We start from the raw sequence: 24,169 nt of genomic DNA, 5'->3' as shown, positions 1-24,169 counted from the left end.
GTGCAAGGGCTGGCGCGGTGCGCCGGCCCTTTTCATGCGCATCCCTTTTTCGCTTTCCCGCTTTCTTTTTTCCGCTTCCCCTTCCTCCACAGGAGGTCTCCATGAGCCTGCCTTACCCGCCGGGCCGCGTGTCCACGCCCACGCCCACGGCGGCCGAGTCGAACGGACTCGGCTATGCCTACTACGTCACCATCATCCTGCTGCTGGCCTACACCCTGTCCTTCGTGGACCGGCAGATCCTGGGCCTGCTGGTGCAGCCCATCAAGAAGGATCTGCAGCTGTCGGACTGGGTGTTCAGCATCGTCCACGGCTTCGCCTTCGCCATCTTCTACACCTTCGTCGGCATCTTCCTGGGGCGCCTGGCCGACCGCTGGAACCGCCGCAACCTCATCGTCATCGGCATGGCGATCTGGGTGGTGGCCACGGCGGCCGGTGGCTATGTCACGGGCTTTGTCTCGCTGTTCGTGGCGCGCATGTTCGTGGGCGTGGGCGAGGCGGCGCTGTCGCCGGCTGCCTATTCCATGCTGGCCGACTACTTCCCGCCCGAGCGCCGCGCGCGCGCCATGAGCATCTACACCTCGGGCGTGTACATCGGCTCGGCCACGGCCTTCATCGTGGGCGGCCTGGTCATCCAGGCGACCAGCCAGGCCGGCGAAGTGGTGTTCCCGCTGCTGGGCAGCTTCAAGCCCTGGCAGGCGGCCTTCATCTTCGTGGCCCTGCCCGGCATTCCGCTGGTGGCGCTGATGTACACCGTGCGCGAGCCGGTGCGCCGCGGCCTGCAGGCCCGGGCCGCGTCCGCAAAAATGGCCGCGCCCGCAGTACCGGCGCCCGACCTGTCCCATGTGTTCCGCAACAAGCGCGCCTTCCTGCCGCTGCTGCTGGCGCCGGGCATCACGGCCATGATCACCTTCGGCGTCACGGCCTGGCTGCCGGCCACCTTCATCCGCCAGTGGGGCTGGACGCCCGGCGAGATCGGCCCGGCCTACGGCGTCATCATCCTGACCTTCGGCATTGGCGGCATGCTGCTCAGCGGCTTCCTGGCCGACTACCTCACGGCGCGCGGCAAGCAGGTGGGCTCGATCGTCATCTCGCTGGTGGCCACCGGCGTGCTCATCGTCACCGGCCTGGTGCTGGCCTTTGCGCCCTCGCCCACGGTGGCCCTGGTGGCCGTGGCGGCCACCACCTTCTTCCTGGGCATGCCCGTGGCGCTGGCGCCGCCCATACTGCAGGCGGTCACGCCCAACCAGCTGCGCGGCCAGGTGACTTCCATCTACCTGCTGCTGATCAACCTGATCGGCCTGGGCCTCGGCCCCTTCCTCGTGGCCTTCTTCACGGACTTCGTCTTCCATGACGAAAAGCTCGTGGGCCTGTCGCTGGGCCTGGTGTCCGCCCTGGCCGCGCTGCTGTCCGTGCTGTGCCTGGCCAGCGCCATCGGCCCCTACCGCCGCCTGGTCGCGGCCATGGAGGGCCGGGCATGAGCGCGCAGGCATCACATTGCTCGCATTACCAGCCGCCGCTGCAGGACATCCGCTTCGTCCAGCAGCACTGGCTGGGCGCAGAGGCCGACTGGCGCCGCATGCCGGCCCATGACGCCCTGGACCAGGAGACGGCCGACATGGTGGTCGAGGCGGCCGGGCGCTTTTGCGCCGACGTGCTGGCTCCGCTCAACGGCCCGGCCGACCTGCAGGGCTGCCGCCTGGAAGAGGGCAGGGTGCGCACGCCCGACGGCTTTCCCGAGGCCTATGCGGCCTTCGTGGAAGCAGGCTGGCCGGCCCTGGCCTGCGCGCCCGAGGCCGGCGGCCAGGGCCTGCCCCAGCTGCTGGACGCCGCCCTGCACGAAATGCTGGCCTCGGCCAACCATGGCTGGACCATGTACCCGGGCATCCTGCACGGCGCCTATGCCTGCCTGCACGCCCATGGCGACGAGCACCTGCGCACCACCTATCTGCCGCACATCGTCAGCGGGCGCTGGCTGGCCACCATGTGCCTGACCGAGCCCCAGGCCGGCTCCGACCTGGGCCTGCTGCGCAGCCAGGCCCGGCCCCGGGGCGATGGCAGCTACCGCCTGGACGGCAGCAAGATCTTCATCTCGGGCGGCGACCAGGACATGAGCGAGAACATCGTCCACCTGGTGCTGGCGCGCCTGCCCGATGCGCCCGCAGGCACGCGCGGGCTGTCGCTCTTCCTGGCGCCGCGCGGCATTCCGCAGGACGGCGGCGGGTTCCTGCCCAATGCCATTCACTGCGACGGCATCGAAAAGAAGATGGGCATCAAGGGCAGCGCCACCTGCGCCATGCGCTTCGAGGGTGCGCAGGCGTGGCTGGTGGGCCAGCCCCACCAGGGCCTGGCCGCCATGTTCGTGATGATGAACTCCGCCCGCCTGCATGTGGGCCTGCAGGGCCTGGGCCATGCCGAGATGGCCTGGCAACTGGCGCGCGCCTATGCGGCCGAGCGCCGCCAGATGCGCGCCCAGCCCCGGCCCGCCGATGCGCAGGGCCCCGCCGACCCCATCGCCCTGCAGCCGGCCGTGCAGCGCATGCTGGCCGACCTGCGCGTCTGGACCGAAGGCATGCGCGCCATTGCAGGCTGGGTGGCGCACCAGCTGGACCTGGCCGAACAGGCGCCGGATGCGCAGGAGCGTGCCCAGGCCCATGCGCTGGCCTCGCTGCTCACGCCCGTGGTCAAGTCCTTCTTCACCGAGCGGGGCTTTGCGCTGGCCAGCGAGGCGCTGCAGGTCTTCGGCGGCTACGGCTATGTGCACGAGTACCGCATCGAGCAGACGCTGCGCGATGCGCGCATCGCCATGATCTACGAGGGCACGAACCAGATCCAGGCGCTGGACCTGCTGCAGCGCAAGGTGGCCGCCAGCGGAGGGGCCGCGCTGGCGCCGCTGCTGGCCGCACTGCGCGAGGAGGCCGCTGCCTGCGAGGCGGCGGGCATGGAGCCCGGCCTGGCCGGCGCGCTGCGCAGCTGGAGCGATCGCACCGAAGCGCTGACGGGCGCGCTGTGCGCCCGCGCCGCAGGCGACGCCCCGTTGCTGGCGCGCTGCGCCGAGGACTATCTGCGCCTGGTCGGCACGCTGTGCATGGCCTTTGCCTGGGCGCGTGCGGCGCGCGTCAGCCAGCCGCTGGCCGATCCGGCGCTGCGCCGCTCCAAGGCGGACAGCGCGGCCTGGTTCTTCGCGCATGGGCTGCTGGATGCCGAGCACTGGCTGCGCCGCACCGAGTCCGCCGCGCGCACGCCGCTGCCGGCCGCCGTGGCCTGAGCGGGCCGCCGGGGCTTTTATGATGGAACGCCGCACCGGCCCTGACGATCCGCAGGCGCCGGGGCGGCTCTGCCTCGGTGCGCCTTCTTCCTCTTCCAGACCCGTGTCCATGGACAGCTCCTCCGAACCCGCCGTCGATCAGTCGCGCCTGCAGCGTTTCCTGGGCTACCGCCTCACGCGCGCGGAAATCCACATCCACAAGCTGTTCGCGCGGCGCGTGGCCGAACTGGACCTCAAGCCCAGCGAGTTCTCCATCCTGGTGCTGATCCACTCCAATCCCGGCATCTACCTGCGCCAGCTGGGCGAGGCGCTGGACATCTCGCCGTCCAACCTGGTGCCGGTGGTCGAGCGCCTGGTGCAGCGCGGGCTCATCGGGCGCCAGCCCGATCCGCGCGACCGCCGGCTGCAGCAGCTGCACATGACGGCCGAAGGCAGTGCGCTGCAGGCACGGGCCGAGGGCGTGGTGGTGCAATTGGAAGACGAGCTGGAGCAACTGCTGACCTCCACCGAGCAGCGCCATCTGTTCGCGGCCCTGGACAAGCTCATGGCCATCCAGGAAAGCCGGCCGGGCTGAACCGCCGCGCCGCCAGCTTTCCAACCCCTGGCCGGCGCCGGCCATGCGGCGCTGCGGCACAATGCCGACCATGCTGATGTACCCGCAGATCGATCCCGTGGCCCTGCAGATCGGGCCCCTCGCCGTGCACTGGTACGGCCTGACCTATCTGGCCGCTTTCGGCCTCTTCCTCTGGCTGGGAACGCGCAGGCTGCGCCACCCGCCCTTCGTGCGCATGCAGGGCGACCGCGCCTGGACGCGCAAGGACGTGGAAGACATTCTTTTCCTGGGCGTGCTCGGCGTGGTCGTCGGCGGCCGGCTGGGCTACTGCCTGTTCTACAAGCCGGGCTACTACCTGAGCCACCCGCTGGAGATCTTCTATGTCTGGCAGGGCGGCATGAGCTTTCATGGCGGCCTGGTCGGCGTGATCGCCTCCATGGTCTGGTTCGCGCGCTCGCGGGCCCGCTCCTGGCTGGAGGTGGCCGACTTCGTCGCGCCCTGCGTGCCCACGGGCCTGGCGGCCGGCCGCGTCGGCAACTTCATCAACGGGGAACTGTGGGGCCGCTTCGCCAGCCCCGAGCTGCCCTGGGCCATGGTCTTTCCGCAAAGCGGCTCCATGCTGCCGCGCCACCCCTCGCAGGTCTACCAGTTCCTGCTGGAAGGGCTGCTGCTGTTCGTGCTGCTGTGGCTGTATGCGCGCAAGGAGCACAAGCCGGGCCAGGTGGCGGCGGTCTTCCTCGTCGGCTACGGCGCCTTCCGCTTCATTGCCGAGTACTTCCGCGAGCCCGATGACTTCCTGGGCCTGTTGTCGCTGGGCATGAGCATGGGCCAGTGGCTGTGCGTTCCCATGGTGATCGGCGGCATCGCCATGTGGTTCTGGGCAGCGGGGCGCCCGTCCTATCCTGGCCAGGCGGGCAAGCCGGCCTGAGACCGGCGGTACGGACGCATACGAAGCGGGCCTGGTGCCCGCTTTTTTTTGCAAGGTTGACGCGAGGGGGGGACAGGGGCATGCATGGGGATAGCCCGAAGACAAGAACGCGACATCGGCGTACACGGTCTGCCGCGCAGGCTCTCATAATGTGAGCAGCAAAAGATTGTCATTGGCCCGACTGACGGCATGACAGTCCCGTGACCGCTTGACATGGAGGAACTTCTGAATGGGTCTGGCTACCGACTGGATTGCCCGCAATGTGTCCCGCTTTCGCAGCACCGATGCGGCTGTGCCTGCAACAAAGTCCGAGGGCGAGGCAGCCAAGGGCCCCGCGCCGCGCGGCACGGCCCAGCGCCTGCAGGCCACCCTGCGGCGCGGCCAGGAAGTGCTGTCCCCGCGCGAGCTGCGCAAGCTCATGGAAGACCTGCAGGCTGCCGCCGACGCCGGCCTGAGCGATGTCGAGGGCGGCCGCCATGCGCAACTGCTCATGGACTGGTACGCCCAGGCCGAGCTGCCCGCGCACAAGGATTTCTGGGCACTGATCGTCGAGCAGTTCGGCCCCGATACCGAAGCCCTGATGGCCGCGCGCAAGCGCTATGACACGGCGGCCAGCGATGCCGAGCGCGGCCAGGCCGAGATGGACCTGCGCCGCGCGCTGATGTCGCCGCGCACGCGGCTGCTGCAGCGCTTTGCCCAGCCCCAGGGCGGCATGGGCTTTCTGGTGGACCTGCGCGCCGAACTGCTGGCCCTGCCCAAGGCGGAGCAGCAGCGCTTTTCCGCGCTGGACGCCGAGCTGGAGCATCTGTTTGCCACCTGGTTCGACGTGGCCCTGCTGGAGCTGCGCCGCCTGAGCTGGGACTCGCCGGCCTCGCTGATCGAAAAGCTCATCCAGTACGAGGCCGTGCACGACATCCGCAGCTGGGCCGACCTCAAGAACCGCCTGGACAGCGACCGCCGCTGCTACGGCTTCTTCCACCCGCGCATGCCCACCGTGCCGCTGATCTTCGTGGAGGTGGCGCTGGTGGACCGGATGTCCGACAGCATCGCCCCGCTGCTGGACGAGACGGCGGCGGCCGCCGACCTGGGCCGCGCCACCACGGCCATCTTCTACTCTATCAGCAACACCCAGACCGGCCTGCGCGGCGTGAGCTTCGGCGACTCGCTGATCAAGCATGTGGTGGAGACGCTGACGGGCGAGTTCCCCCGGCTGCGCCATTTCGCCACGCTGTCTCCCATTCCCGGCCTGCGCGCCTGGATCGCCAAGCACGGCGACGCCATCCTGGAGAAGATGGACGAGCGCCAGCGCAAGGCCTTCGAGCTCAAGGCCGGGGGCATGGGGGCCGAGCACCTGCTGGCGGCGCTGGATGCGCCGCAGGATCTCAAGCCCGATGCGCCCGTGCGCCGCGCCCTGCTGTTCTGCGCTGCCCACTATCTGGGGCGCGAGACGGCCAAGGGCCGGCCGCTGGACCCGGTGGCGCGTTTTCACCTGGGCAACGGCGCGCGCGTGGAGCGGCTCAACTGGGCGGCCGACCTGTCGGCCAAGGGACTCAAGCAGTCGCTGGGGCTGATGGTCAACTACCTCTACGACCTCAAGCGCCTGGACAAGCATCGCGGCCTGCTGGCGCAGGGCCGCATACCGGTGTCCTCGGACATCGAAGCCCTGTGCAAATGAAAAGAGGCACGGCGCAGGCCGTGCCTCTTTTCTTGCACGGGGACTGCTGCGCCTGACAACGAAGACAGCCTCAAAGAGGCGACAAGGAGACAAGTCATGCAAGCTTCCCATCCCACGGGGCGGCGCGCGGTGTTGCGCGCGGCCGGGGCCTCGATGGCCGCGCTGGCCCTGCCCATGGCAGCCCGCGCGGCGGACTGGCCGTCCAAACCCGTGAACCTGGTCGTGCCGTTTCCGGCAGGCGGGGGCACCGATGCCTTTGCCCGGCCGTTCTCGGCCCAGTTCGCCAAGAGCGCGGGCAAGACCCTGGTGATCGACAACCGCGGCGGCGCAGGCGGCACCCTGGGTGCCAGCTACGCGGCCAAGCTGGCGCCGGACGGCTACAACTTCTTCATGGGCGGCACCCACCATGTGATTGCGCCGTCCATGTACCCGCGCCTGGACTATGACCTGGAGCGCGACTTCATCGCGCTGGCCCTGCTGGCCAGCGTGCCCCAGGTGCTGGTGGTCAACCCGCGCAACGTGCCGCACAAGACCGTGCAGGAGTTGCTATCCGACCTGCGCAAGCGGCCGGGCAAGCTCAACTACGCATCGGCGGGCGCGGGCACCTCGCACCACCTGGCCGGCGAGCTGTTCAAGCTGCAGACCAATACCTTCATCACCCACATTCCCTATCGGGGAGCAGGCCCGGCGCTGCAGGACCTGATCGCCGGCAATGTGGACATGATGTTCGACGGCCTGGGCTCGTCGGCCCAGCACATCAAGAGCGGGCGCATCCGCGCGCTGATGGTCTCGGGCGACAAGCGCAACCCCGCCTTCCCCGACGTGCCCTGCGCGGCCGAGTCCGGCCTGCCCGACTACACGGTCACCACCTGGTACGGCCTGTGGGCGCCCAAGGGCACGCCGCAGGCCGTGCAGGCCCAGGTCATCGACCAGGTACAGCGCATAGGCACGGCCGAGGACATCAAGTCCACCTGGGCACGCAACGGCGCCGACTACGGCGGCATGAACCAGCAGCAGTTCGCGGCCATGGTGCATGGCGAGATCGCACGCTGGGCGCAGGTGGTCAAGGCCTCGGGCGCCAAGCTGGAGTAGCGGACGGGGGGCCGGTCAGGGCAGGGGCAGGGCGGCGGCATGCGCGCGCATGTCACCACCCTGTCACGGGCCTTGGCTACGGTCCATCCCTTCTGAGATCCATCCTGGGAGGGAATATGAACAAGGCAGACAAGGTCCGCTCGCCCGCATCCGTGCTGCTCGCGCTGGTCCTGGCTTTCGGCACGGCCACGGGCCTGGCAGGCTGCGGCGGCAGCGACGACGGCCCCGAGACCATCGGCTCGCTGCGGCTGATCGGCGACTACAGCATCAAGACCAAGACACTGTTCGACGGCGTGGAGTTCGGCGGCATCTCCGGCCTGGACCGCGCGCCCGACGGCAGCTACTGGGCCATCTCCGATGAGCGCGGCGGCGAGCGTGGCACGCCGCGCTTCTACAACCTGGGCATTGAGTTCGACGACAAGGCCATCCAGGCCGTGACCATCCGCAAGATGGTCACGCTCAAGGGCCGCGACGGCCAGCCCCTGCCCGGCACGCGCCGCACCGTGGACCCCGAAGGCATCCGCGTGGCGCCCAACGGCAACCTCTACGTGTCCAGCGAGGGCAACTTCAGCACCGACCCCGCCAGCCTGTTCCAGCCCTTTGTGCGCGAGATCAAGGTGGACGGCAGCTTCGTGCGCGACTTCGAGACGCCTGCGGCCTTCAACTACGTGGACAACACCACAAGCGGCGGGCGCAACAACAAACTGTTCGAGGCCCTGGCCGTCACGCCCGACGGCAGCGTGTTCACGGCCAACGAGGATGCGCTGGTGGAAGACGGCCCTCTCACCACGCTGGCTGCGGGCAGCGTGGTCCGTGTCCTCAAGCTCGATCCGGCCACGGGCAAGTCCGGCGCGCAGTACGCCTACCAACTGCCCAAGATTCCGCTGGACAAGGCCGCCAGCGGCAGCTTTCCGCCGGACAACGGCCTGCCCGAGCTGCTGGCGGTCTCCAACCAAGAGTTCATTGCCATCGAGCGCGCCTTTGCCGATGGCGTGGGCAACACCATCCGCCTGACGCGCGCCACCATCGAGCCGGACACCACCGATGTGCGCAGCTTCAAGAGCCTGGTGGGGGCCAGCTACAAGCCCATGAGGCGCGAGCTGCTGCTGGAAATGCCCGTGACCTACCAGGGCGTCAAGCTCGACAACATCGAAGGCATCTCCTGGGGCCCGCGCCTGGCCAACGGCAACCGCACCCTGGTGCTGGTGGCCGACAACAACTTCGCGGACAACCAGGTCACGCAGTTCCTGGCCTTCGAAGTGCGGCCCTGAGCCCTCTTCGGGCTACCTTGGCTTGCGCGGGCGTTCGTAGCCGGCCTGCGCGGGCGCGCCCAGCACCATGTCGGTGAAGGCGCTGCCGCCTGCGCAGATGTGCTGGCGCATGGCCTCGGCGGCCACCTCCGCCTGGCCTGCGCAGATGGCGGCCACCACGGTGGCGTGCTCCTGCTGCGAGCGCGCCAGCCGGCCGGGCTTCTCGAACATGCGGCCCCGGTAGGGCGTGATGCGCAGCCGCAGCAGCCGGGTCTGTTCCACGATGAAGTCGTTGCCGCTGGCCTCGTATATCAGTTCGTGCAACTGCATGTTGGCCTGTACATAGCCTTCGGCATCCTGCGCCTGGGCGCAGGCGGCGGTGTGTGCCAGCGCCGCCTGCAGCCGCTCGCGCAGCTGCGCATGGATGCGCGTGGCAGCCAGCCGGGCCAGCACGCCTTCCAGCTCGGCCAGGCCTTCCATCATGGCCACCAGCTCGCGCGCATCCAGCCGCCGCACATAGATGCCCGAGCGCGGAACGATCTCCACCAGCCCCTTGGCCACCAGCAGCAGCAGCGCCTCGCGCACGGGGGTGCGCGAGGCGCCGAAGCGCTCGCACAGGGCCGGCTCGTCGATGGCGTCGCCGGGCCGCATGGCGCCCGAGCGCAGCTCGTCTTCCAGCGATTGCCGTATACGCTCCTGCAGGCTGGAGGTGGCCGGGGTTTTCTCCAATGGCTGCTTGGCTGGAAGCATTTTCTAATTCAAATATATCTGATTGACTGACTGATACATATGACGCCCAGACTCGACATCCAGGATCACCTGGCCACCATCACGCTGCAGCGCCCCGAAGCGGCCAACAAGCTGGCCCCGGAAGACCTGGGCACGCTGGTCGCGCACGTGGAGCATATCAACCACCGCGATGATGTGCGCGTGGTGGTGCTGCGCAGCGAGGGCCGGTACTTTTGCAGCGGCTATGATATATCAGAGATCCAGGGAAGCCAGACCGAGGGCAGCAGCTTCGGCGAGATGGTGGACGCCATCGAACAATGCCGCGCCGTGACCGTGGCGGCCATCCACGGCGGCGTCTACGGCGGTGCCACCGACATGGCCCTGGCCTGCGACTTTCGCGTGGGCAGCACGGCGGCCGAAATGTTCATGCCGGCCGCGCGCCTGGGCCTGCATTTCTACGCGGGCGGGCTGGAGCGCTATGTCTCGCGCCTGGGCCTGGACACGGCCAAGCGGCTGTTCCTGACCTGCGAGCGCATCCAGGCCCCGGAGATGAAGGCCTGCGGATTCCTCACCCATCTGGCCGATCCCGCCGCCTTCGATGCCGCCGTGGCCCAGCTCACGGACACGCTGGCGGCCATGGCGCCCATCCCCCTGTTCGGCATGAAAAAGCACCTGAACCTGATCGCGCGTGGCCGCCATGACGTGGCCGAGATCACGCGCGAGGTGCAGCGCAGCATCGCCTCCGAAGACCTGCAGGAAGGCGGCCGGGCCTGGCGCGAGAAACGCAGCCCGGAGTTCAAGGGGCGCTGAACCGCATCCTCCCGCATACACGCAGACTGCCCGTGGTGCTGCCTACCGCCCACAGCCCACGGAACCGGCGCGGCCCAACTCGGGGACACCGAGGAAGGGCCGCTCCCGCACCGAGGGTGTCGTCCCCCTTTGGGGGAAGGCGCGCAGCGACTCAGGGGGTATCAATAAACAGGAGACAAGCCATGTTCAAGCGTTTTGCACTGTCGTTGCTGCTGGCCGGATTGGCCGGTGGCGCGATGGCCCAGTCCTATCCCGCCCGGCCCGTCACGCTGGTCGTGGGATTTCCGCCCGGCGGCGGCGCCGACGCGGTGGCACGCATCGTGGCCGACAAGGTCGGCAAGATCCTGGGCCAGCCCCTGCTGGTGGACAACCGCCCGGGCGCCGGCACCACGCTGGCCTCCGAGCATGTGGCGCGTGCAGCGCCCGACGGCTACACGCTGCTGCTGGGCAGCGCCAATATCTATGGCTCGGACCAGTTGCTCTACAAGAGCGCGCGCTATGACGGCGCGCGCAACTTCACGGGCATCACGCGCTGGAGCTCGGCCCCCATGCTGCTGGCCGTGCGCAAGGATTTTCCGGGACAGGGCGTGGGCGATCTGGTGGCGCTGGCGCGCAGCCAGCCCGACAAGCTCAGCTATTCCTCCTCGGGCGCAGGCGTGATCACGCACCTTGCAACGCTGTCGTTCGCGGGCGCCAGCGGCGGCCTGCGCATGCTGCATGTGCCGTTCAAGGGCGGTGCGCCATCGATACAGGCCGTGGCCGCCGGCGATGTGGACCTGACCTTCGGCACGCCGCCCTCGGTGCTGCCGCTGGCCCAGGCCGGCAAGCTGCGCATGCTGGCCGTGAGCACGGCCGAACGTTCGCCGCTGTTCCCCGAGCTGCCGGGCATGAAGGAGTCCGGCGTGCGGGGCTTCGACTACACCTTCTGGTTCGGCCTGTTCGCGCCGGCGGGCCTGCCCGAGGAGGTGGCCAGGAAGCTGTTCGATGCCAGCACCAAGGCCCTGGAAGACCCCGATGTGAAGGCCAGGCTGGCCAAGCAGGGCAATCTGGCCGCACCCTCGGCATCCCTAGAGGAATTCCGTGCCTGGGCCCTCAAGGAAGGGCAGGAGTCCAAGGCCCTGACCCAGCGTTCCGGCGCCGGATTGCAGTGAATATGAATGAGCAAACCATGAATGAACAAGCCACGGGCCTGCCGCTGGAAGGCCTTACCGTCATCGACCTCACGCGCGTGCTGGCCGGTCCCATGTGCACGCAGATGCTGGCCGACCTGGGCGCGCGCGTGATCAAGGTGGAGCAGCCCGGCACGGGCGATGATGCGCGCGGCATCGGACCGTTTGTGAACGGGAGCTCGGCCTATTTCCTGTCGGTGAACCGCAACAAGGAATCCATTGCGCTGGACCTCAAGCAGCCGCAGGACCGCGAGGTCTTCGAGCGCCTGCTGAGCGGCGCCGATGTGCTGGTCGAGAACTTCCGCCCCGGCACCATGGACAAGCTCGGCTACGGCTGGGAGGCCCTGCACGCACGCCATCCCCGGCTGGTGATGACCTCGGTCTCGGGCTTTGGCCAGACCGGCCCCTACAGCGGCTTTCCGGCCTACGACATGGTGGTGCAGGCCATGAGCGGCATGATGAGCGTGACCGGCCACCCGGACGCCGGGCCCTGCCGCGTGGGCGTGTCCATCGGCGACCTGGGCGCGGGGCTGTATGCCGTCATCGGCACGCAGGCCGCCCTCATGCGCCGCGCCCGCACGGGGCAGGGCGAGCGCGTCGATGTCTCCATGCTCGACTGCCAGGTGGCCCTGCTGGAGAACCCCGTGGCCCGCTTGGGCGCGCTGGGCAGCGTGCCGGGGCCGATCGGCACTCGGCATCCCTCCATGGCGCCCTTCGATGTGTTCGCGGCGCAGGACGGCTGGTTCGTCATCGCCGTGGGCAGCGATGCGCTGTTTCGCAAGCTCTGCGGTCTGCTGCAATTGCCCGAACTGGCACAGGACGCGCGCTTTGCCGGCAATGCCCTGCGCTGCGAGCACCAGGCCGAACTCAAGGCCGCGCTGGAGGCGCGCCTGCGGGACAGTCCCAGGGCGCATTGGCTGCGCCTGCTCACTGATAATGGCATCCCGGCGGGGGAGTACAACAGCGTGGCCGATGTCGTCGAGCACCCCCAGGTGCGCGAGCGCGGCATGCTGGCCCAGGTGCAGGCCCCCGGTGGCCAGACGCTGCGCGTGGCGGGCAACCCCTTGCTGGCCGCGTGCAATCAGCCCCTGGTGCGCAGGCAGCCGCCCGCGCTGGACGCGGACCGCGAGCGCATCCTGCGCGAGCTGTCCGTGGCGCAGCCTTCGCCCCACCATGAACATGCCTGAGATTTCCCAGCTTCCCGCGGACTCTTCCTTCTTCTTCACAGCCATGACCAACCGCAATCTGTTCGCTGCCTTGCGCGCCGCCTTTCCCCAGGATCTGCACAAGTGGGCCGTAGAGGCCATAGGCGCGGACGGCGCCAGCCTGTTCTACAGCTGGGCCGACCTGGACCGTGGCAGCGCGCGCATGGCCAACCTGCTGCAGTCGCTGCAACTGCCGCCCGCCAGCCGCATCGCCGTGCAGGTGGAAAAGTCGGTCGAGGCGCTGATGCTCTATCTGGCCACGCTGCGCAGCGGCCATGTGTTCCTGCCGCTGAACACGGCCTACCAGAGCGCCGAGATCGAATACTTCGTGGGCAATGCCGAGCCTGCCGTCGTGGTCTGCGCGCCGGGCAATTTCGGCTGGGTCTCCAAGATCGCCTTCACCTCGGGCGTGGCCCATGTCTACACCCTGGGCGACGACCGCAGCGGCACGCTGCTGGAGCGCGCCGCCCACCATGGCGACGAGCATGAGGTGGTGGAGCGCGGCGAGGACGACCTGGCCGCCATCCTCTACACCAGCGGCACCACGGGCCGCAGCAAGGGGGCGATGCTCACGCACGGCAACATGCTGTCCAACGCCGAGACGCTCAAGGACTACTGGGGCTGGCAGGAGGGGGATGTGCTGATCCACGCGCTGCCCATCTTCCATGTGCACGGCCTGTTCGTGGCCATCCACGGCGCGCTGATCAATGGCAGCCCCATGATCTGGCTGGCCAGGTTCGAGCCCGGCACGGTGATCTCGCGCATGCGCGACGCCACCGTCTTCATGGGCGTGCCCACGCTCTACGTGCGCATGCTGGCGGACGCGCGGCTCACGCGCGAGGCGGCGGCCCACATGCGGCTGTTCATCTCGGGCTCGGCCCCCATGCTGGTGGAGACGCACCGCGACTGGCAGGAGCGCACCGGCCACGTCATCCTGGAGCGCTACGGCATGAGCGAGACCATCATGCTGACCTCCAATCCCTGCCGCGCCGACGCGCACAACGGCGGCCAGTCCGAGCGGCGCGCCGGCACCGTGGGCTTTGCGCTGCCCGGCGTGGGCGTGCGCATCGTGGACGACGCAGGCCAGCAGGTGCCCGTGGGCGAGATCGGCAATATCCAGGTGCGTGGCCCCAATGTGTTCAAGGGCTACTGGCGCATGCCCGAGAAGACGGCCGAGGAGTTCACGGCCGATGGCTGGTTCCGCACGGGCGACGTGGGCAGGCTCGACGAGCGCGGCTATGTGAGCATCGTCGGCCGCAGCAAGGACCTGATCATCTCGGGCGGCTACAACGTTTATCCGGCCGAGATCGAAGGCTTCATCAACGAGCTGCCCGGCGTGGCCGAAAGCGCCCTGGTCGGCGTGCCGCACCCGGACTTCGGCGAAGTGGGCGTGGCCGTGGTCGTGCCGCGTCCCGGTGCCGCGCTGGAGCCCCAGGCGGTGGTCGATGCGCTCAAGGGCCAACTGGCCAACTTCAAGATTCCCAAGCGCTGCTTCGTGGTGCAGGAGCTGCCCCGCAACACCATGGGCAAGGTGCAGAAGAACCTGCTGCGAGACGAGCACAAGCAGCTGTTCGCCTGAGTCGCCAAGGCGCGTTACGCGCATTTCCCCGATTGAAAAAGCAAAAGGCATCGGCGCCGCCGATGCCTTTTTTTGTGTGGCGGCCGCCGACGCTGCCGCTACCCTTCAACGCAGGACCAGCACGGGGATATGGGTGTGCGTGAGCACATGCTGCGTCTCGCTGCCCAGCAGCAGGCGCTGCAAGCCCTTGCGGCCATGCGAGGCCATGACGATGAGATCGCAGTCGCGGCGCTTGGCCGCGTCGATCACGCTTTCCGCCACGAGGTCGGACTTGACGATCTCGGTGGTCACGTTGACCTTCAGAGCCTGCCCCTTGGCATGGATGGCGTCCAGCACGGTCTGCGCATTGGCGGTCCACTGGCCTTCGATGCGCTCGATCTGCTTGAGGTCCACGGTCTCGCCACCCTCGAAGTAGCTGCGCGGATAGTGTTGCACCACCTGGACGACGACGACGCTGGCGCCGCACAGCGCGGCAAGGCCCAGCCCGCTGTCCACGGCCTTGTCGGAAAGCTCGGAACCGTCGGTGGCGATCAGGATGCGGTTGTACATGCGTGCTCCTTTCGTGTGTGCTGATGGATGGGATGAAGTCAGCATAGACCCAACCATGAGTTAACGGTTGATTAATGTCAATACGCTTATCATGCGGCCCAATTACGCTAAGAACCATGCCCCACACCACGATAGCCCCATCCAGCGAGGCGGCGGTGGCGGCGCTTGATTCAGGCCCCTCGCCCTTGCCGCAGGCCACGGCCCGGCTGCTGGATGATCCGCAGGAGTGGAGTTCGTTCGGACGGCCTGCGGGCTCCGCAACTCCCGCCGATCCTTCCAAGGAACCTACCGACTTCCCCGCCTGGGATTCGCACGTCGTTCTGGAAGGCATGCACTGTGCCGCATGCGCCCTGACCATCGAGGATGCTCTGCGTGCCGTGCCTGGAGTGGAGAAGGCCGAAGTCAGTGCTGCCACGCGCCGCGCCCGTGTCACCTGGCGCCATGCACAGGTGCTTCCCTCCGAGTGGATGGAGGCCGTGCGGCGCGCCGGCTACCAGGCGCTTCCCGCACGCGATGCCTTTGCGCGCGAGCGCCGCCAGGCCGAGAGCCGACGTGCGCTGTGGCGCTGGCTGGTGGCCGGCTTTTGCATGATGCAGGTCATGATGTATGCGTGGCCCGCCTACGTGGCCCGCCCCGGCGACCTGTCGCAGGAGATGGAGACGCTGCTGCGCTGGGCCTCCTGGGTCATCTCGCTGCCTGTGGTGCTGTTTTGCTGCGGACCGTTCTTCTCCAGCGCGCTGCGCGACATACGCCAGCGCCGCGTGAGCATGGACCTGCCCGTGGCCTTGGGCATGCTGATCACCTTCGTGATCAGTTCGCTGGGCACCTTCGATCCTTCGGGCCCCTTCGGCGAGGAAGTCTTCTACGACTCGCTGACCATGTTCGTCTTCTTCCTGCTGTCCGGCCGCTGGCTGGAGCTGCGCCTGCGCGACCGCACGGCCGGCGCGCTGGAAGCGGTGATGAACCGCCTGCCCGATGCCGTGCTGCGCGAGAACGCAGCCGGCCATTTCGAGCGCGTGGCCACGCGCCGCCTGCGGGCGGGCGACCGGGTGCGCGTGCTCAGTGGCGAGGCCTTCCCTGCCGACGGCACCATCGTGCGCGGCCGCACCCATGCCGACGAGGCCCTGCTCACCGGCGAGTCCACGCCCGTGCTGCGTGCCGAGGGCGATACCGTCACGGCCGGCAGCTACAACCTGGATGCCGTGGTCGATGTGCGCGTGGATGGCGTGGGCGCCGATACGCGCTTCGCCCAGATCGTGGGCCTGATGGAAAGCGCCTCGCTGCAAAAGCCGCGCCTGGCCCAGCTGGCCGACAAGGTGGCGCGGCCCTTCCTGGTCGTGGTGCTGCTGGCCGCGCTGGGCGCCGCCATCTGGTGGTGGCCCACCGATCCCGGCAAGGCCATGATGGTGGCGGTGGCCGTGCTCATCGTCACCTGCCCCTGCGCGCTGTCGCTGGCCACGCCCGTGGCCATGCTCACTGCCGCCGGCACGCTGGCGCGCAGCGGCGTGCTGGTGCGCAACCTGCAGGGCCTGGAGGCGCTGGCCGCCGTGGACACCCTGGTGTTCGACAAGACCGGCACGCTCACGCGCGATGGCCTGGCCCTGTCTTCCTTCGAGCCTGCTGGGGGCGAAGATGCCGACGAAGTGCTGGCACTGGCGGCGCTGCTGGCGCGCCAGTCCATCCACCCGGCCTCGCGCGCCATTGCGCAGGCCGGCGCCGATGCCGCCACCGACTGGAAGCTGGACACCATGCAGGAAATGGCCGGCCTGGGCCTGGACGCCTGGGTGCAGCGCGCCGGCGCGCGCCGCCATCTGCGGCTGGGCTCGGCCCTGCACGCAGGCCTGGCCGGGGAGCAGCCCGTGCAGGGCGTGCTGCTGGCCGAGGAGACCTCGCAGGGCTGGCACACCCTGGCCCGCTTCGTGCTCAGCGAGGACGTGCGGCCCGAGGCTGCCGCCGTGGTGCAGGCGCTGCACCGGCATGGCGTACAGGTGATGCTGCTGTCCGGCGACCGCGAGGACGCGGCCCGCGCCATGGCGGCGCGCGTGGGCATCACCCAGGCCGAAGGCGGCTGCAGCCCGCAGGACAAGCTGGAGCGCCTGCAGCAGGCGCAGGCGGCCGGCCACCACGTGGCCATGGTGGGCGACGGCCTCAACGACGGCCCAGTTTTAGCTGGAGCGCATGTCTCTTTTGCGTTTGGTAGAGCAGTGCCCCTGGCACAATCGCGCGCAGATTTCGTTGTTCTGGGTGACAGCCTGGAACTGGTACTCCAGGCATGCCTGTTGTCGCGCCGCACACTGCAGGTGGTGCGCCAGAACATGGCCTGGGCAGCCGCTTACAACGCGGTGTCGATTCCGCTGGCCCTGGCGGGCTTCATGCCTGCCTGGGTGGCCGGCCTGGGAATGGCGCTGAGTTCGCTGCTGGTGGTGATGAATGCCGCGCGCCTTGCGCGCAGCCTGCCACTGGCCGCAACGAAACATACGGGCACGCCTGCTGCGCCCGCAGCGTCCGTCGCGATAAAGACGGGCTCCACCGCAACGGTGGGGAGGTTCTGATGGAAATACACCCCCTGAGCGGCTGCGCCGCTTTCCCCTCTCTCGCTTCGCGGGCGGGGAACGACACCTTCGCCGCGAGGCGGCTCTTGCTCGGTGTCACCGAGCTGGATCGCGCCCGTTCTGGGGGCAAGGCGTGGCGCGTCAGCGCCACGGGGAACTGAGCATGGATATTTTGTATTTGCTGATCCCGCTGTCGGTGGTGCTGGTGCTGGCCATCCTTGCGGCTCTGTGGTGGGCCGTGTATCGCGGGCAGTTCGAGAGTGTGGAGCAAGAGGGTGAGCGCATTCTTCGGGACGATTGACGTGGGTCAACACGCCCGGGAGCGAAGAACGTAACACTTTGATAGCAATCTAAGGGGTGCACGATGGATAGTTCAAATAAAAACGCTGTCTATTACGACGATTCCGTCGTAAGGCAGTTCTCTATCATGGCCGTCGTCTGGGGGGTGGTAGGCATGGCTGTCGGGGTGTTGATCGCCTCGCAGCTGGCCTGGCCGGAACTCAACTTCGGCATTCCATGGCTGAGCTACGGACGCCTGCGTCCGCTGCACACGAACGCCGTGATCTTTGCCTTTGGCGGATCGGCGCTGTTCGCAACCAGCTACTACGTGGTGCAGCGCACCTGCCAGACGCGGCTGTTCATGCCCAAGCTGGCCAGCCTGACATTCTGGGGCTGGCAGATCGTCATTCTCGCCGCCGCGATCAGCCTGCCGCTGGGCTACACCCAGGGCAAGGAGTACGCCGAGCTGGAGTGGCCGATCGACCTGCTGATCGCCGTGACCTGGGTCTCGTATGCCATCGTGTTCTTCGGAACCATCGGCATCCGCAAGGTCCGCCACATCTACGTGGCCAACTGGTTCTTCGGCGCCTTCATCATCGCCGTGGCGCTGCTGCACATCGTCAACAGCGCGGCCATTCCGGCCGGCTGGATGAAGAGCTACTCGGCCTACGCCGGCGTGCAGGACGCGATGGTGCAGTGGTGGTACGGCCATAACGCCGTGGGCTTCTTCCTGACTGCAGGCTTCCTGGGCATGATGTATTACTTCATCCCCAAGCAGGCTGGCCGTCCGGTCTACAGCTACCGCCTGTCCATCGTCCACTTCTGGGCGCTGATCTTCACCTACATGTGGGCGGGTCCTCACCACCTGCACTACACCGCGCTGCCCGACTGGACGCAGTCCGTGGGCATGGTGTTCTCGCTGATCCTGCTGGCTCCCAGCTGGGGCGGCATGATCAACGGCGTGATGACGCTGTCGGGCGCATGGCACAAGCTGCGCGACGACCCCATCCTGCGCTTCCTGATCGTGTCGCTGTCGTTCTACGGCATGTCCACGTTCGAAGGTCCGATGATGTCCATCAAGACCGTCAACGCGCTGTCGCACTACACGGACTGGACCGTGGGCCACGTTCACTCGGGCGCCCTGGGCTGGGTCGGCCTGATCACCATGGGCTCGCTGTACTACCTGATCCCGCGCCTGTTCGGCAAGACCAAGATGCACTCGGTGGGCGCCATCGAACTGCACTTCTGGATGGCCACCATCGGCATCGTGCTGTACATCGCCGCGATGTGGATCGCCGGTGTGATGCAGGGCCTGATGTGGCGCGCCGTCAATCCCGATGGCACGCTGACCTACACCTTCGTCGAGAGCGTCAAGGCCAGCTATCCGTTCTACGTGATCCGCGTGGCCGGTGGCCTGCTGTACCTGGGCGGCATGCTGGTCATGCTGTGGAACACCTGGAAGACCGCGATCTCGGGCCGTTCGGTGAAGGTGGCCGTGCCTGCCGTCGTGGCCCACGCCTGAGCGTCTAGGAGCATTACTCATGTCCGATCACAACAATAGCGCTCCCAAGAGCTTTTCCCACGAGAAGGTGGAAACCAACAATTTCCTGCTGATCGTGCTGACCCTGCTGGTGGTCGCCGTCGGCGGCCTGGTGGAAATCGTTCCGCTGTTCTTCCAGAAGTCCACCACGGAAGCGGTGGCGGGCCTCAAGCCCTACACGCCGCTGCAGCTGATGGGCCGCGACGTCTACCTGCGCGAGGGCTGCTACAACTGCCACTCGCAGATGATCCGCCCCTTCCGCGCCGAGACCATGCGCTACGGCCACTACTCGGTGGCTGGCGAGTTCGTCTATGACCACCCCTTCCAGTGGGGTTCCAAGCGCACGGGTCCCGACCTGCACCGCGTGGGCGGCAAGTACAGCGACGAATGGCACCGCATCCACCTGAACAACCCGCGCGACGTGGTGCCCGAGTCCAACATGCCCGCCTACTCCTGGCTGGAAAAGAACAAGGTGGATGACACCGTGGTCGCCCAGCACATGAGCGCGCTGCGCAAGGTGGGCGTGCCCTACAGCGACGAGGAAATCAGCGGCGCTGCCGAGCAGGTCAAGGGCAAGACGGAAATGGACGCCGTCATCGCCTACCTGCAGGTGCTGGGCCGTTCGGTCAAGTAAAGGAGAGCGACATGGACATCACCACCATGCGCATCGTGGCCACGCTGGCCTCGCTGGCCTGCTTCATCGGCATCTGGTGGTGGGCGTTCGCCCGCCGCAACCAGGCCCGTTTCGACGAGGCCGCCCAGCTTCCGTTCGAGCAAGACTGAGTCCCTCCACCAGAACGAGAACTTCCCATGAGCGATTTCGTAAACAACTTCTGGTCGATCTATGTCACGGCGATCACGCTGGGCGGCATCATCGGCTGCCTGCTGCTGCTGTATCTCACCGCACGCAAGAAGGTGGTCCCATCGGCCGACAACACCACGGGCCACGTCTGGGACGAGGACCTGCGCGAGCTGAACAACCCCATGCCCAAGTGGTGGATGTGGCTGTTCATCATCACCTCGGTGTTCGGTTTCGCCTACCTGGCGGCCTATCCCGGCCTGGGCTCGTTCGCGGGCAAGCTGGGCTGGACGCAGCTGGGCGCCTATGAAAACGAGATGGCCAAGGCCCGCGCGGACCTGGAGCCGCTGTATGCCAAGTTCACGAGCATGAGCACCGAAGACATGGCCAAGGACCCCCAGGCCATGGCCATCGGCGAGCGCCTGTTCATGAACAACTGCGCGCAGTGCCACGGCTCGGACGCACGCGGGGGCAAGAGCTTCCCCAACCTGACCGATGGCGACTGGCTGCATGGCGGCACGCCCGAGAAGATCAGGGAAACCATCACGGGTGGCCGCATCGGCATCATGCCGCCCATGGCCGCTGCCGTCGGCACGCCCGACGATGTGCGCAACCTCTCGCACTATGTGCTGAGCCTGTCGGGCAGCCCGCACGACTCGCTCAAGGCCTCGCTGGGCAAGTCCAAGTTCACGGCCTGCGCCGCCTGCCACGGCATGGACGGCAAGGGCAACCAGGCCCTGGGCGCGCCCAACCTGACCGATGACATCTGGCTGCACGGCTGGGGCGAGGCCGCCATCACGGCCATGATCAACAACGGCAAGCACAACGAGATGCCTGCCCAGAAGGACAAGCTGACCGAGGCGCAGATCGCGGTGCTCGCTTCCTATGTCTGGGGCATGTCGCACAAAGACGGCGCAGTCCGTCAATAAGGACAGAGGGCGGCGCTGCGGCGCCGCCTTTTTGCCTTTTGAGTTTTCAGATATTCCAAAAAAACCAAGGAACCCACCATGAAGCCCGAGAACGGGGATGGCGCCGGGAAGCCTCCCCGCAAAGTCATTCCGATCACGCCTGCCGACCCGGATCCGGGCCAGCTGGTGTCGATGTTCGAGTCCGAGAAGAAGGTCTACCCGCGCTCCATCAGCGGTGTCTTCGCACGCTGGCGATGGGCCCTGGTGTTTCTCACCCAACTGCTTTTCTACGGCCTGCCCTGGCTGGAGTGGGGCCAGCGCCAGATGGTGCTGTTCGACCTGGGCGCGCGGCGCTTTTACCTGTTCGGGCTGGTGCTGTACCCGCAGGATTTCATCTACCTGGCGGGCCTGCTGATCATCTCGGCGCTGGCGCTGTTCCTGTTCACGGCCGTGGCCGGGCGCCTGTGGTGCGGCTTTTCCTGCCCGCAGACGGTCTACACCGAAATCTTCATGTGGGTGGAGCGCAAGGTCGAAGGCGACCGCAGCGCGCGCATGCGCCTGGACAAGAACGGCTGGACCTTCGAGAAGCTCTGGAAGAAGTCGCTCAAGCAGTTCCTGTGGATTGCCATTGCCCTGTGGACCGGCTTCACCTTCGTGGGCTACTTCGTGCCCATCCGCGAGCTGGGCGGCGAGCTGCTGGCGCTGCAGGGCAGCTGGCAAATGTTCTGGGTGCTGTTCTACGGCTTTGCCACCTACGGCAACGCGGGCTACATGCGCGAGCAGGTCTGCAAATACATGTGCCCCTATGCGCGCTTTCAGAGCGCCATGTTCGACCGGGACACCATGATCGTCAGCTACGACACGGGCCGGGGCGAGCCACGTGCGCCACGCACCAAGAAGGTGGACTACAAGGCCCAGGGCCTGGGCGACTGCATCGACTGCAAGATGTGCGTGCAGGTCTGCCCCGTGGGCATCGACATCCGCAACGGACTGCAGTACGAATGCATCGGCTGCGGCCTGTGCATAGACGCCTGCAATTCCATCATGGACAAGATGGAGTACCCGCGCGGCCTGATCCGCCTGACAACGCAGAACGCCATGGCCGGCCTGTGGCGCCGCGCCCAGGTGCTGCGCCGCATCTTCCGTCCGCGCGTGCTGATCTACTCGGCCGTGCTGGTCGGCCTGAGCGTGGCCATGATCGTGAGCCTGGCGCTGCGCCAGTCGGTCAAGGTGGACGTGATCCGCGACCGTGCCTCGCTGTCGCGCATCGTGGCGGGCGGCAAGCTGGAGAATGTCTACCGGCTGCAGATCATGAATGCCACCGAACAGGCCCAGCGCTACCGCATCAGCGCCCATGGCCTGGACGGGCTGGAGCTGGCGTCCGAGCAGGAAGTCGAGGTCGGCCCGGCCGAGACGCGCGGCATTGCAGCGCGCCTGCAGATTCCCTACGGTTCTGCCGAGCCGGGCTCGCACACCGTATTCTTCGATATCGATGCCCTGCAAGCGGGTGCGGGCCGCACGTCCGAAAAGGCCGTGTTCCTCGTTCCCCGGTGATGTTCCTGGCAGGCGCGGCACGGTCCGCGCCTGCCGCCTGAAAGAAAGAGGTTTCCCATGTCTTCCAGTCCCGCAGTTCCCGCACCCGCCCAGGCCGCTTCGCATCCCGACGCCGGCAAGCCCTGGTGGAAGTTCGGCCATGTCTGGCTGGTGGTGGCAGGCCCGGCCGCCGTGGTGGTGGCCGCCGTGATCACGGCCATCATCGCCATCAATGGCGCCGATCCCGTGATCGACCCCGACTACTACCGCAACGGCATCACGATCAACGAGCGTGCCGATGGCGTGCGCGAAGTGCCCAAGAGCATGGCGCCCGCCGTCACCGGTCGCAACCATGCGGCCACGCCAGCGCACGACCATCCCACGGACCGCTGACCGCGCCAAGCCCCCTCACGAGGCCGCAGTCGCGGCCTTTTTGCATGGCGGATCGCATCTCCGGCATGTGCGACGGGTGAGGGTTTCCTACAGGCGCGCAGGGCGCTTCGGGGCTTGGCGCCAGGCGTTGGCGCGGCGCACAATGAAGGCGACCCCCTCTACAGCACAAGGAGATCGCTGATGTTGGCCCAACGCTGGATGTGGATTGCCTGGCCTGCCTTTCTGGCCGCCGCCGTGATGGAGATGCTGGTTTTTGCCTTTGTTGATCCGCTGCAGCTGCATTGGCTCGGCGATCTGGGCTGGTCGCGCCAGGGCATCTACACGCTGGCCTTCTTCGCCTTCTGGGGCGTGACCATGCTCTCCAGCCTGATGACCACCATGCTGGGCCGCTCGGCCCGCGATCTCAATGACGGCGTGGTCTCCGAGCCCGAACCGGACCTGGCCATGCAGGGGCTGGGGCGGGACTGAGAGAACGCCGGCCGCAATGAACAAGGCCCGCTGTCGCGGGCCTTGTTCATTGGCGGATGAATGCCTGCAGCCCCTGCAGCCTTACTGGCACTGCTGGCTATTGACGATGCGCTTGAGCGCCTCCGTGTCCAGGATGCGCAGATGGCGCTGGCGCACCTCGATGATGTTGTCGTCCGCGAACTTGGAGAACGTGCGGCTCACCGTCTCCAGCTTCAGGCCCAGGTAGCTGCCGATTTCCTCGCGCGTCATGCGCAGCACCAGTTCGGACTTGGAAAAGCCCCGCGCATGCAGGCGCTGCACCAGGTTGAGCACGAAGGCGGCCAGGCGCTCTTCGGCGCGCATGCTGCCCAGCAGCAGCATCACGCCGTGCTCGCGCACGATCTCGCGGCTCATGACCTTGTGCACATGGTTTTGCAGGGCCGTGACCTCGCGCGACAGGTCTTCCAGCTTGTCGAAGGGCATGACGCAGACTTCGGCGTCTTCCAGCGCGACGGCATCGCAGGTGTGGTGGTCGTTGACGATGCCGTCCAGGCCGATGATCTCGCCGGCCATCTGAAAGCCCGTGACCTGGTCGCGTCCGTCCTCGGTGGCCACGCAGGTCTTGAAGAAGCCGGTGCGGATGGCGTACAGCGAGGTGAAGGCCTCGCCGTTGCGAAACAGCAGGCCTCCGCGCTTGACCTTGCGGCGCGTGGCCACGATGTCGTCGATGCGCTGCATCTGCTCGGCATCCAGGCCCATGGGCATGCACAGTTCGCGCAGGTTGCAGTTGGAGCAGGAGGCTTTGATGGTCTGAAGGTTCATGGAGTGATAAACATCAGCGGCACACAGCGTGCCGGCGGTGACCTCGTGGATTGCGATGAGTTGGATCAAATTGTCGCAGCAGTGCCTCAAAC

Annotated in this window: 23 protein-coding genes; 20 read left to right on the top strand and 3 right to left on the bottom strand. The window is 67.4% G+C overall.

Annotation, left to right across the window (positions count from 1 at the left end; all coding sequences use genetic code 11):
• The first annotated feature begins 101 nt into the window (after nt 1-101).
• From ACFPFG_RS06665 to ACFPFG_RS06635, 7 genes are all read left to right on the top strand, one after another.
• Nucleotides 102-1,478, top strand: coding sequence for a spinster family MFS transporter (locus ACFPFG_RS06665; protein WP_380105692.1), 1,377 nt, complete (start codon nt 102-104; stop codon nt 1,476-1,478).
• Nucleotides 1,475-3,265 (top strand): acyl-CoA dehydrogenase, encoded by a 1,791-nt coding sequence (locus ACFPFG_RS06660; protein ID WP_374620778.1) that lies wholly within the window; start codon nt 1,475-1,477, stop codon nt 3,263-3,265. Before ACFPFG_RS06665 ends, ACFPFG_RS06660 begins: the two co-directional genes overlap by 4 nt.
• Nucleotides 3,266-3,374: 109 nt before the next feature.
• The gene (locus ACFPFG_RS06655) at nt 3,375-3,839 is read left to right on the top strand and encodes a MarR family winged helix-turn-helix transcriptional regulator (RefSeq protein ID WP_183018558.1); all 465 of its coding nucleotides are present in this window, start codon (nt 3,375-3,377) and stop codon (nt 3,837-3,839) included.
• 61 nt (nt 3,840-3,900) lie between these two features.
• Nucleotides 3,901-4,746 (top strand): prolipoprotein diacylglyceryl transferase, encoded by an 846-nt coding sequence (lgt, locus tag ACFPFG_RS06650; protein ID WP_380105689.1) that lies wholly within the window; start codon nt 3,901-3,903, stop codon nt 4,744-4,746.
• Between the two features lie 229 nt (nt 4,747-4,975).
• Nucleotides 4,976-6,421 carry a malonyl-CoA decarboxylase gene (locus ACFPFG_RS06645; RefSeq protein WP_380105687.1) on the top strand — a complete coding sequence of 482 codons (1,446 nt, stop codon included), beginning with the start codon at nt 4,976-4,978 and terminating at the stop codon, nt 6,419-6,421.
• Between the two features lie 96 nt (nt 6,422-6,517).
• Entirely contained in the window at nt 6,518-7,513 is a 996-nt protein-coding gene (locus tag ACFPFG_RS06640; protein ID WP_183018561.1) for a Bug family tripartite tricarboxylate transporter substrate binding protein, read from the top strand.
• Nucleotides 7,514-7,629: 116 nt separating this feature from the next.
• Nucleotides 7,630-8,784, top strand: a complete 1,155-nt coding sequence (locus tag ACFPFG_RS06635) for an esterase-like activity of phytase family protein (RefSeq protein ID WP_380105685.1) — start codon at nt 7,630-7,632, stop codon at nt 8,782-8,784.
• 12 nt (nt 8,785-8,796) lie between these two features.
• On the opposite strand, the gene ACFPFG_RS06630 is transcribed toward ACFPFG_RS06635, so the two are convergent.
• Complete coding sequence (locus tag ACFPFG_RS06630; protein ID WP_374620785.1) at nt 8,797-9,513, bottom strand: GntR family transcriptional regulator; 717 nt, start codon at nt 9,511-9,513, stop codon at nt 8,797-8,799.
• A gap of 39 nt (nt 9,514-9,552) precedes the next feature.
• Here ACFPFG_RS06630 and ACFPFG_RS06625 point away from each other — a divergent pair, with 39 nt between their 5' ends.
• From ACFPFG_RS06625 to ACFPFG_RS06610, 4 genes are all read left to right on the top strand, one after another.
• Nucleotides 9,553-10,302 carry an enoyl-CoA hydratase/isomerase family protein gene (locus ACFPFG_RS06625; protein WP_183018564.1) on the top strand — a complete coding sequence of 250 codons (750 nt, stop codon included), beginning with the start codon at nt 9,553-9,555 and terminating at the stop codon, nt 10,300-10,302.
• 182 nt (nt 10,303-10,484) lie between these two features.
• Nucleotides 10,485-11,453, top strand: coding sequence for a Bug family tripartite tricarboxylate transporter substrate binding protein (locus ACFPFG_RS06620; RefSeq protein ID WP_380105682.1), 969 nt, complete (start codon nt 10,485-10,487; stop codon nt 11,451-11,453).
• Between the two features lie 17 nt (nt 11,454-11,470).
• A complete protein-coding gene (locus ACFPFG_RS06615; RefSeq protein ID WP_380105681.1) occupies nt 11,471-12,658 on the top strand; it encodes a CaiB/BaiF CoA transferase family protein in 1,188 nt (395 codons plus the stop codon).
• 43 nt (nt 12,659-12,701) lie between these two features.
• Nucleotides 12,702-14,255, top strand: a complete 1,554-nt coding sequence (locus ACFPFG_RS06610; protein ID WP_374620793.1) for a malonate--CoA ligase — start codon at nt 12,702-12,704, stop codon at nt 14,253-14,255.
• Nucleotides 14,256-14,360: 105 nt separating this feature from the next.
• Here ACFPFG_RS06610 and ACFPFG_RS06605 read toward each other — a convergent pair whose 3' ends face one another.
• Nucleotides 14,361-14,804, bottom strand: coding sequence for a universal stress protein (locus ACFPFG_RS06605; RefSeq protein ID WP_183018567.1), 444 nt, complete (start codon nt 14,802-14,804; stop codon nt 14,361-14,363).
• A gap of 116 nt (nt 14,805-14,920) precedes the next feature.
• On the opposite strand from ACFPFG_RS06605, the gene ACFPFG_RS06600 reads away from it, so the two are divergent.
• The 9 genes from ACFPFG_RS06600 to ACFPFG_RS06560 all read left to right on the top strand — a co-directional run bounded on the left by ACFPFG_RS06600 (nt 14,921) and on the right by ACFPFG_RS06560 (nt 23,276).
• Nucleotides 14,921-17,356: a heavy metal translocating P-type ATPase gene (locus ACFPFG_RS06600; RefSeq protein ID WP_197956810.1), complete on the top strand. Its 2,436-nt coding sequence runs from the start codon at nt 14,921-14,923 to the stop codon at nt 17,354-17,356.
• 163 nt (nt 17,357-17,519) lie between these two features.
• The gene (gene ccoS, locus ACFPFG_RS06595; RefSeq protein ID WP_013803228.1) at nt 17,520-17,657 is read left to right on the top strand and encodes a cbb3-type cytochrome oxidase assembly protein CcoS; all 138 of its coding nucleotides are present in this window, start codon (nt 17,520-17,522) and stop codon (nt 17,655-17,657) included.
• A gap of 63 nt (nt 17,658-17,720) precedes the next feature.
• A complete protein-coding gene (gene ccoN, locus ACFPFG_RS06590; protein ID WP_063326627.1) occupies nt 17,721-19,157 on the top strand; it encodes a cytochrome-c oxidase, cbb3-type subunit I in 1,437 nt (478 codons plus the stop codon).
• A 19-nt stretch (nt 19,158-19,176) separates the two neighbouring features.
• Nucleotides 19,177-19,809 carry a cytochrome-c oxidase, cbb3-type subunit II gene (gene ccoO / locus ACFPFG_RS06585; protein WP_183018569.1) on the top strand — a complete coding sequence of 211 codons (633 nt, stop codon included), beginning with the start codon at nt 19,177-19,179 and terminating at the stop codon, nt 19,807-19,809.
• Nucleotides 19,810-19,820: 11 nt separating this feature from the next.
• Nucleotides 19,821-19,958, top strand: a complete 138-nt coding sequence (locus ACFPFG_RS06580; RefSeq protein WP_012204625.1) for a cbb3-type cytochrome oxidase subunit 3 — start codon at nt 19,821-19,823, stop codon at nt 19,956-19,958.
• 27 nt (nt 19,959-19,985) lie between these two features.
• A complete protein-coding gene (ccoP, locus tag ACFPFG_RS06575; protein ID WP_012204626.1) occupies nt 19,986-20,903 on the top strand; it encodes a cytochrome-c oxidase, cbb3-type subunit III in 918 nt (305 codons plus the stop codon).
• A 78-nt stretch (nt 20,904-20,981) separates the two neighbouring features.
• The gene (gene ccoG, locus ACFPFG_RS06570; RefSeq protein WP_197956809.1) at nt 20,982-22,436 is read left to right on the top strand and encodes a cytochrome c oxidase accessory protein CcoG; all 1,455 of its coding nucleotides are present in this window, start codon (nt 20,982-20,984) and stop codon (nt 22,434-22,436) included.
• Nucleotides 22,437-22,493: 57 nt separating this feature from the next.
• Nucleotides 22,494-22,808 (top strand): FixH family protein, encoded by a 315-nt coding sequence (locus ACFPFG_RS06565; protein ID WP_197956808.1) that lies wholly within the window; start codon nt 22,494-22,496, stop codon nt 22,806-22,808.
• A gap of 180 nt (nt 22,809-22,988) precedes the next feature.
• A complete protein-coding gene (locus tag ACFPFG_RS06560) occupies nt 22,989-23,276 on the top strand; it encodes a hypothetical protein (RefSeq protein WP_183018572.1) in 288 nt (95 codons plus the stop codon).
• A gap of 81 nt (nt 23,277-23,357) precedes the next feature.
• Here ACFPFG_RS06560 and fnr read toward each other — a convergent pair whose 3' ends face one another.
• On the bottom strand, nt 23,358-24,077 hold the full coding sequence (fnr, locus tag ACFPFG_RS06555; protein WP_183018573.1) for a fumarate/nitrate reduction transcriptional regulator Fnr: 720 nt from the start codon (nt 24,075-24,077) through the stop codon (nt 23,358-23,360).
• Between the last annotated feature and the right edge of the window lie 92 nt (nt 24,078-24,169).

The sequence above is a fragment of the Delftia deserti genome (assembly GCF_042653485.1).
Taxonomy (GTDB): Bacteria; Pseudomonadota; Gammaproteobacteria; order Burkholderiales; family Burkholderiaceae_C; genus Comamonas; species Comamonas acidovorans.
The sequence above is the reverse complement of the archived record's forward strand: the minus strand, read 5'-3'. Positions and strand labels throughout refer to the sequence as shown.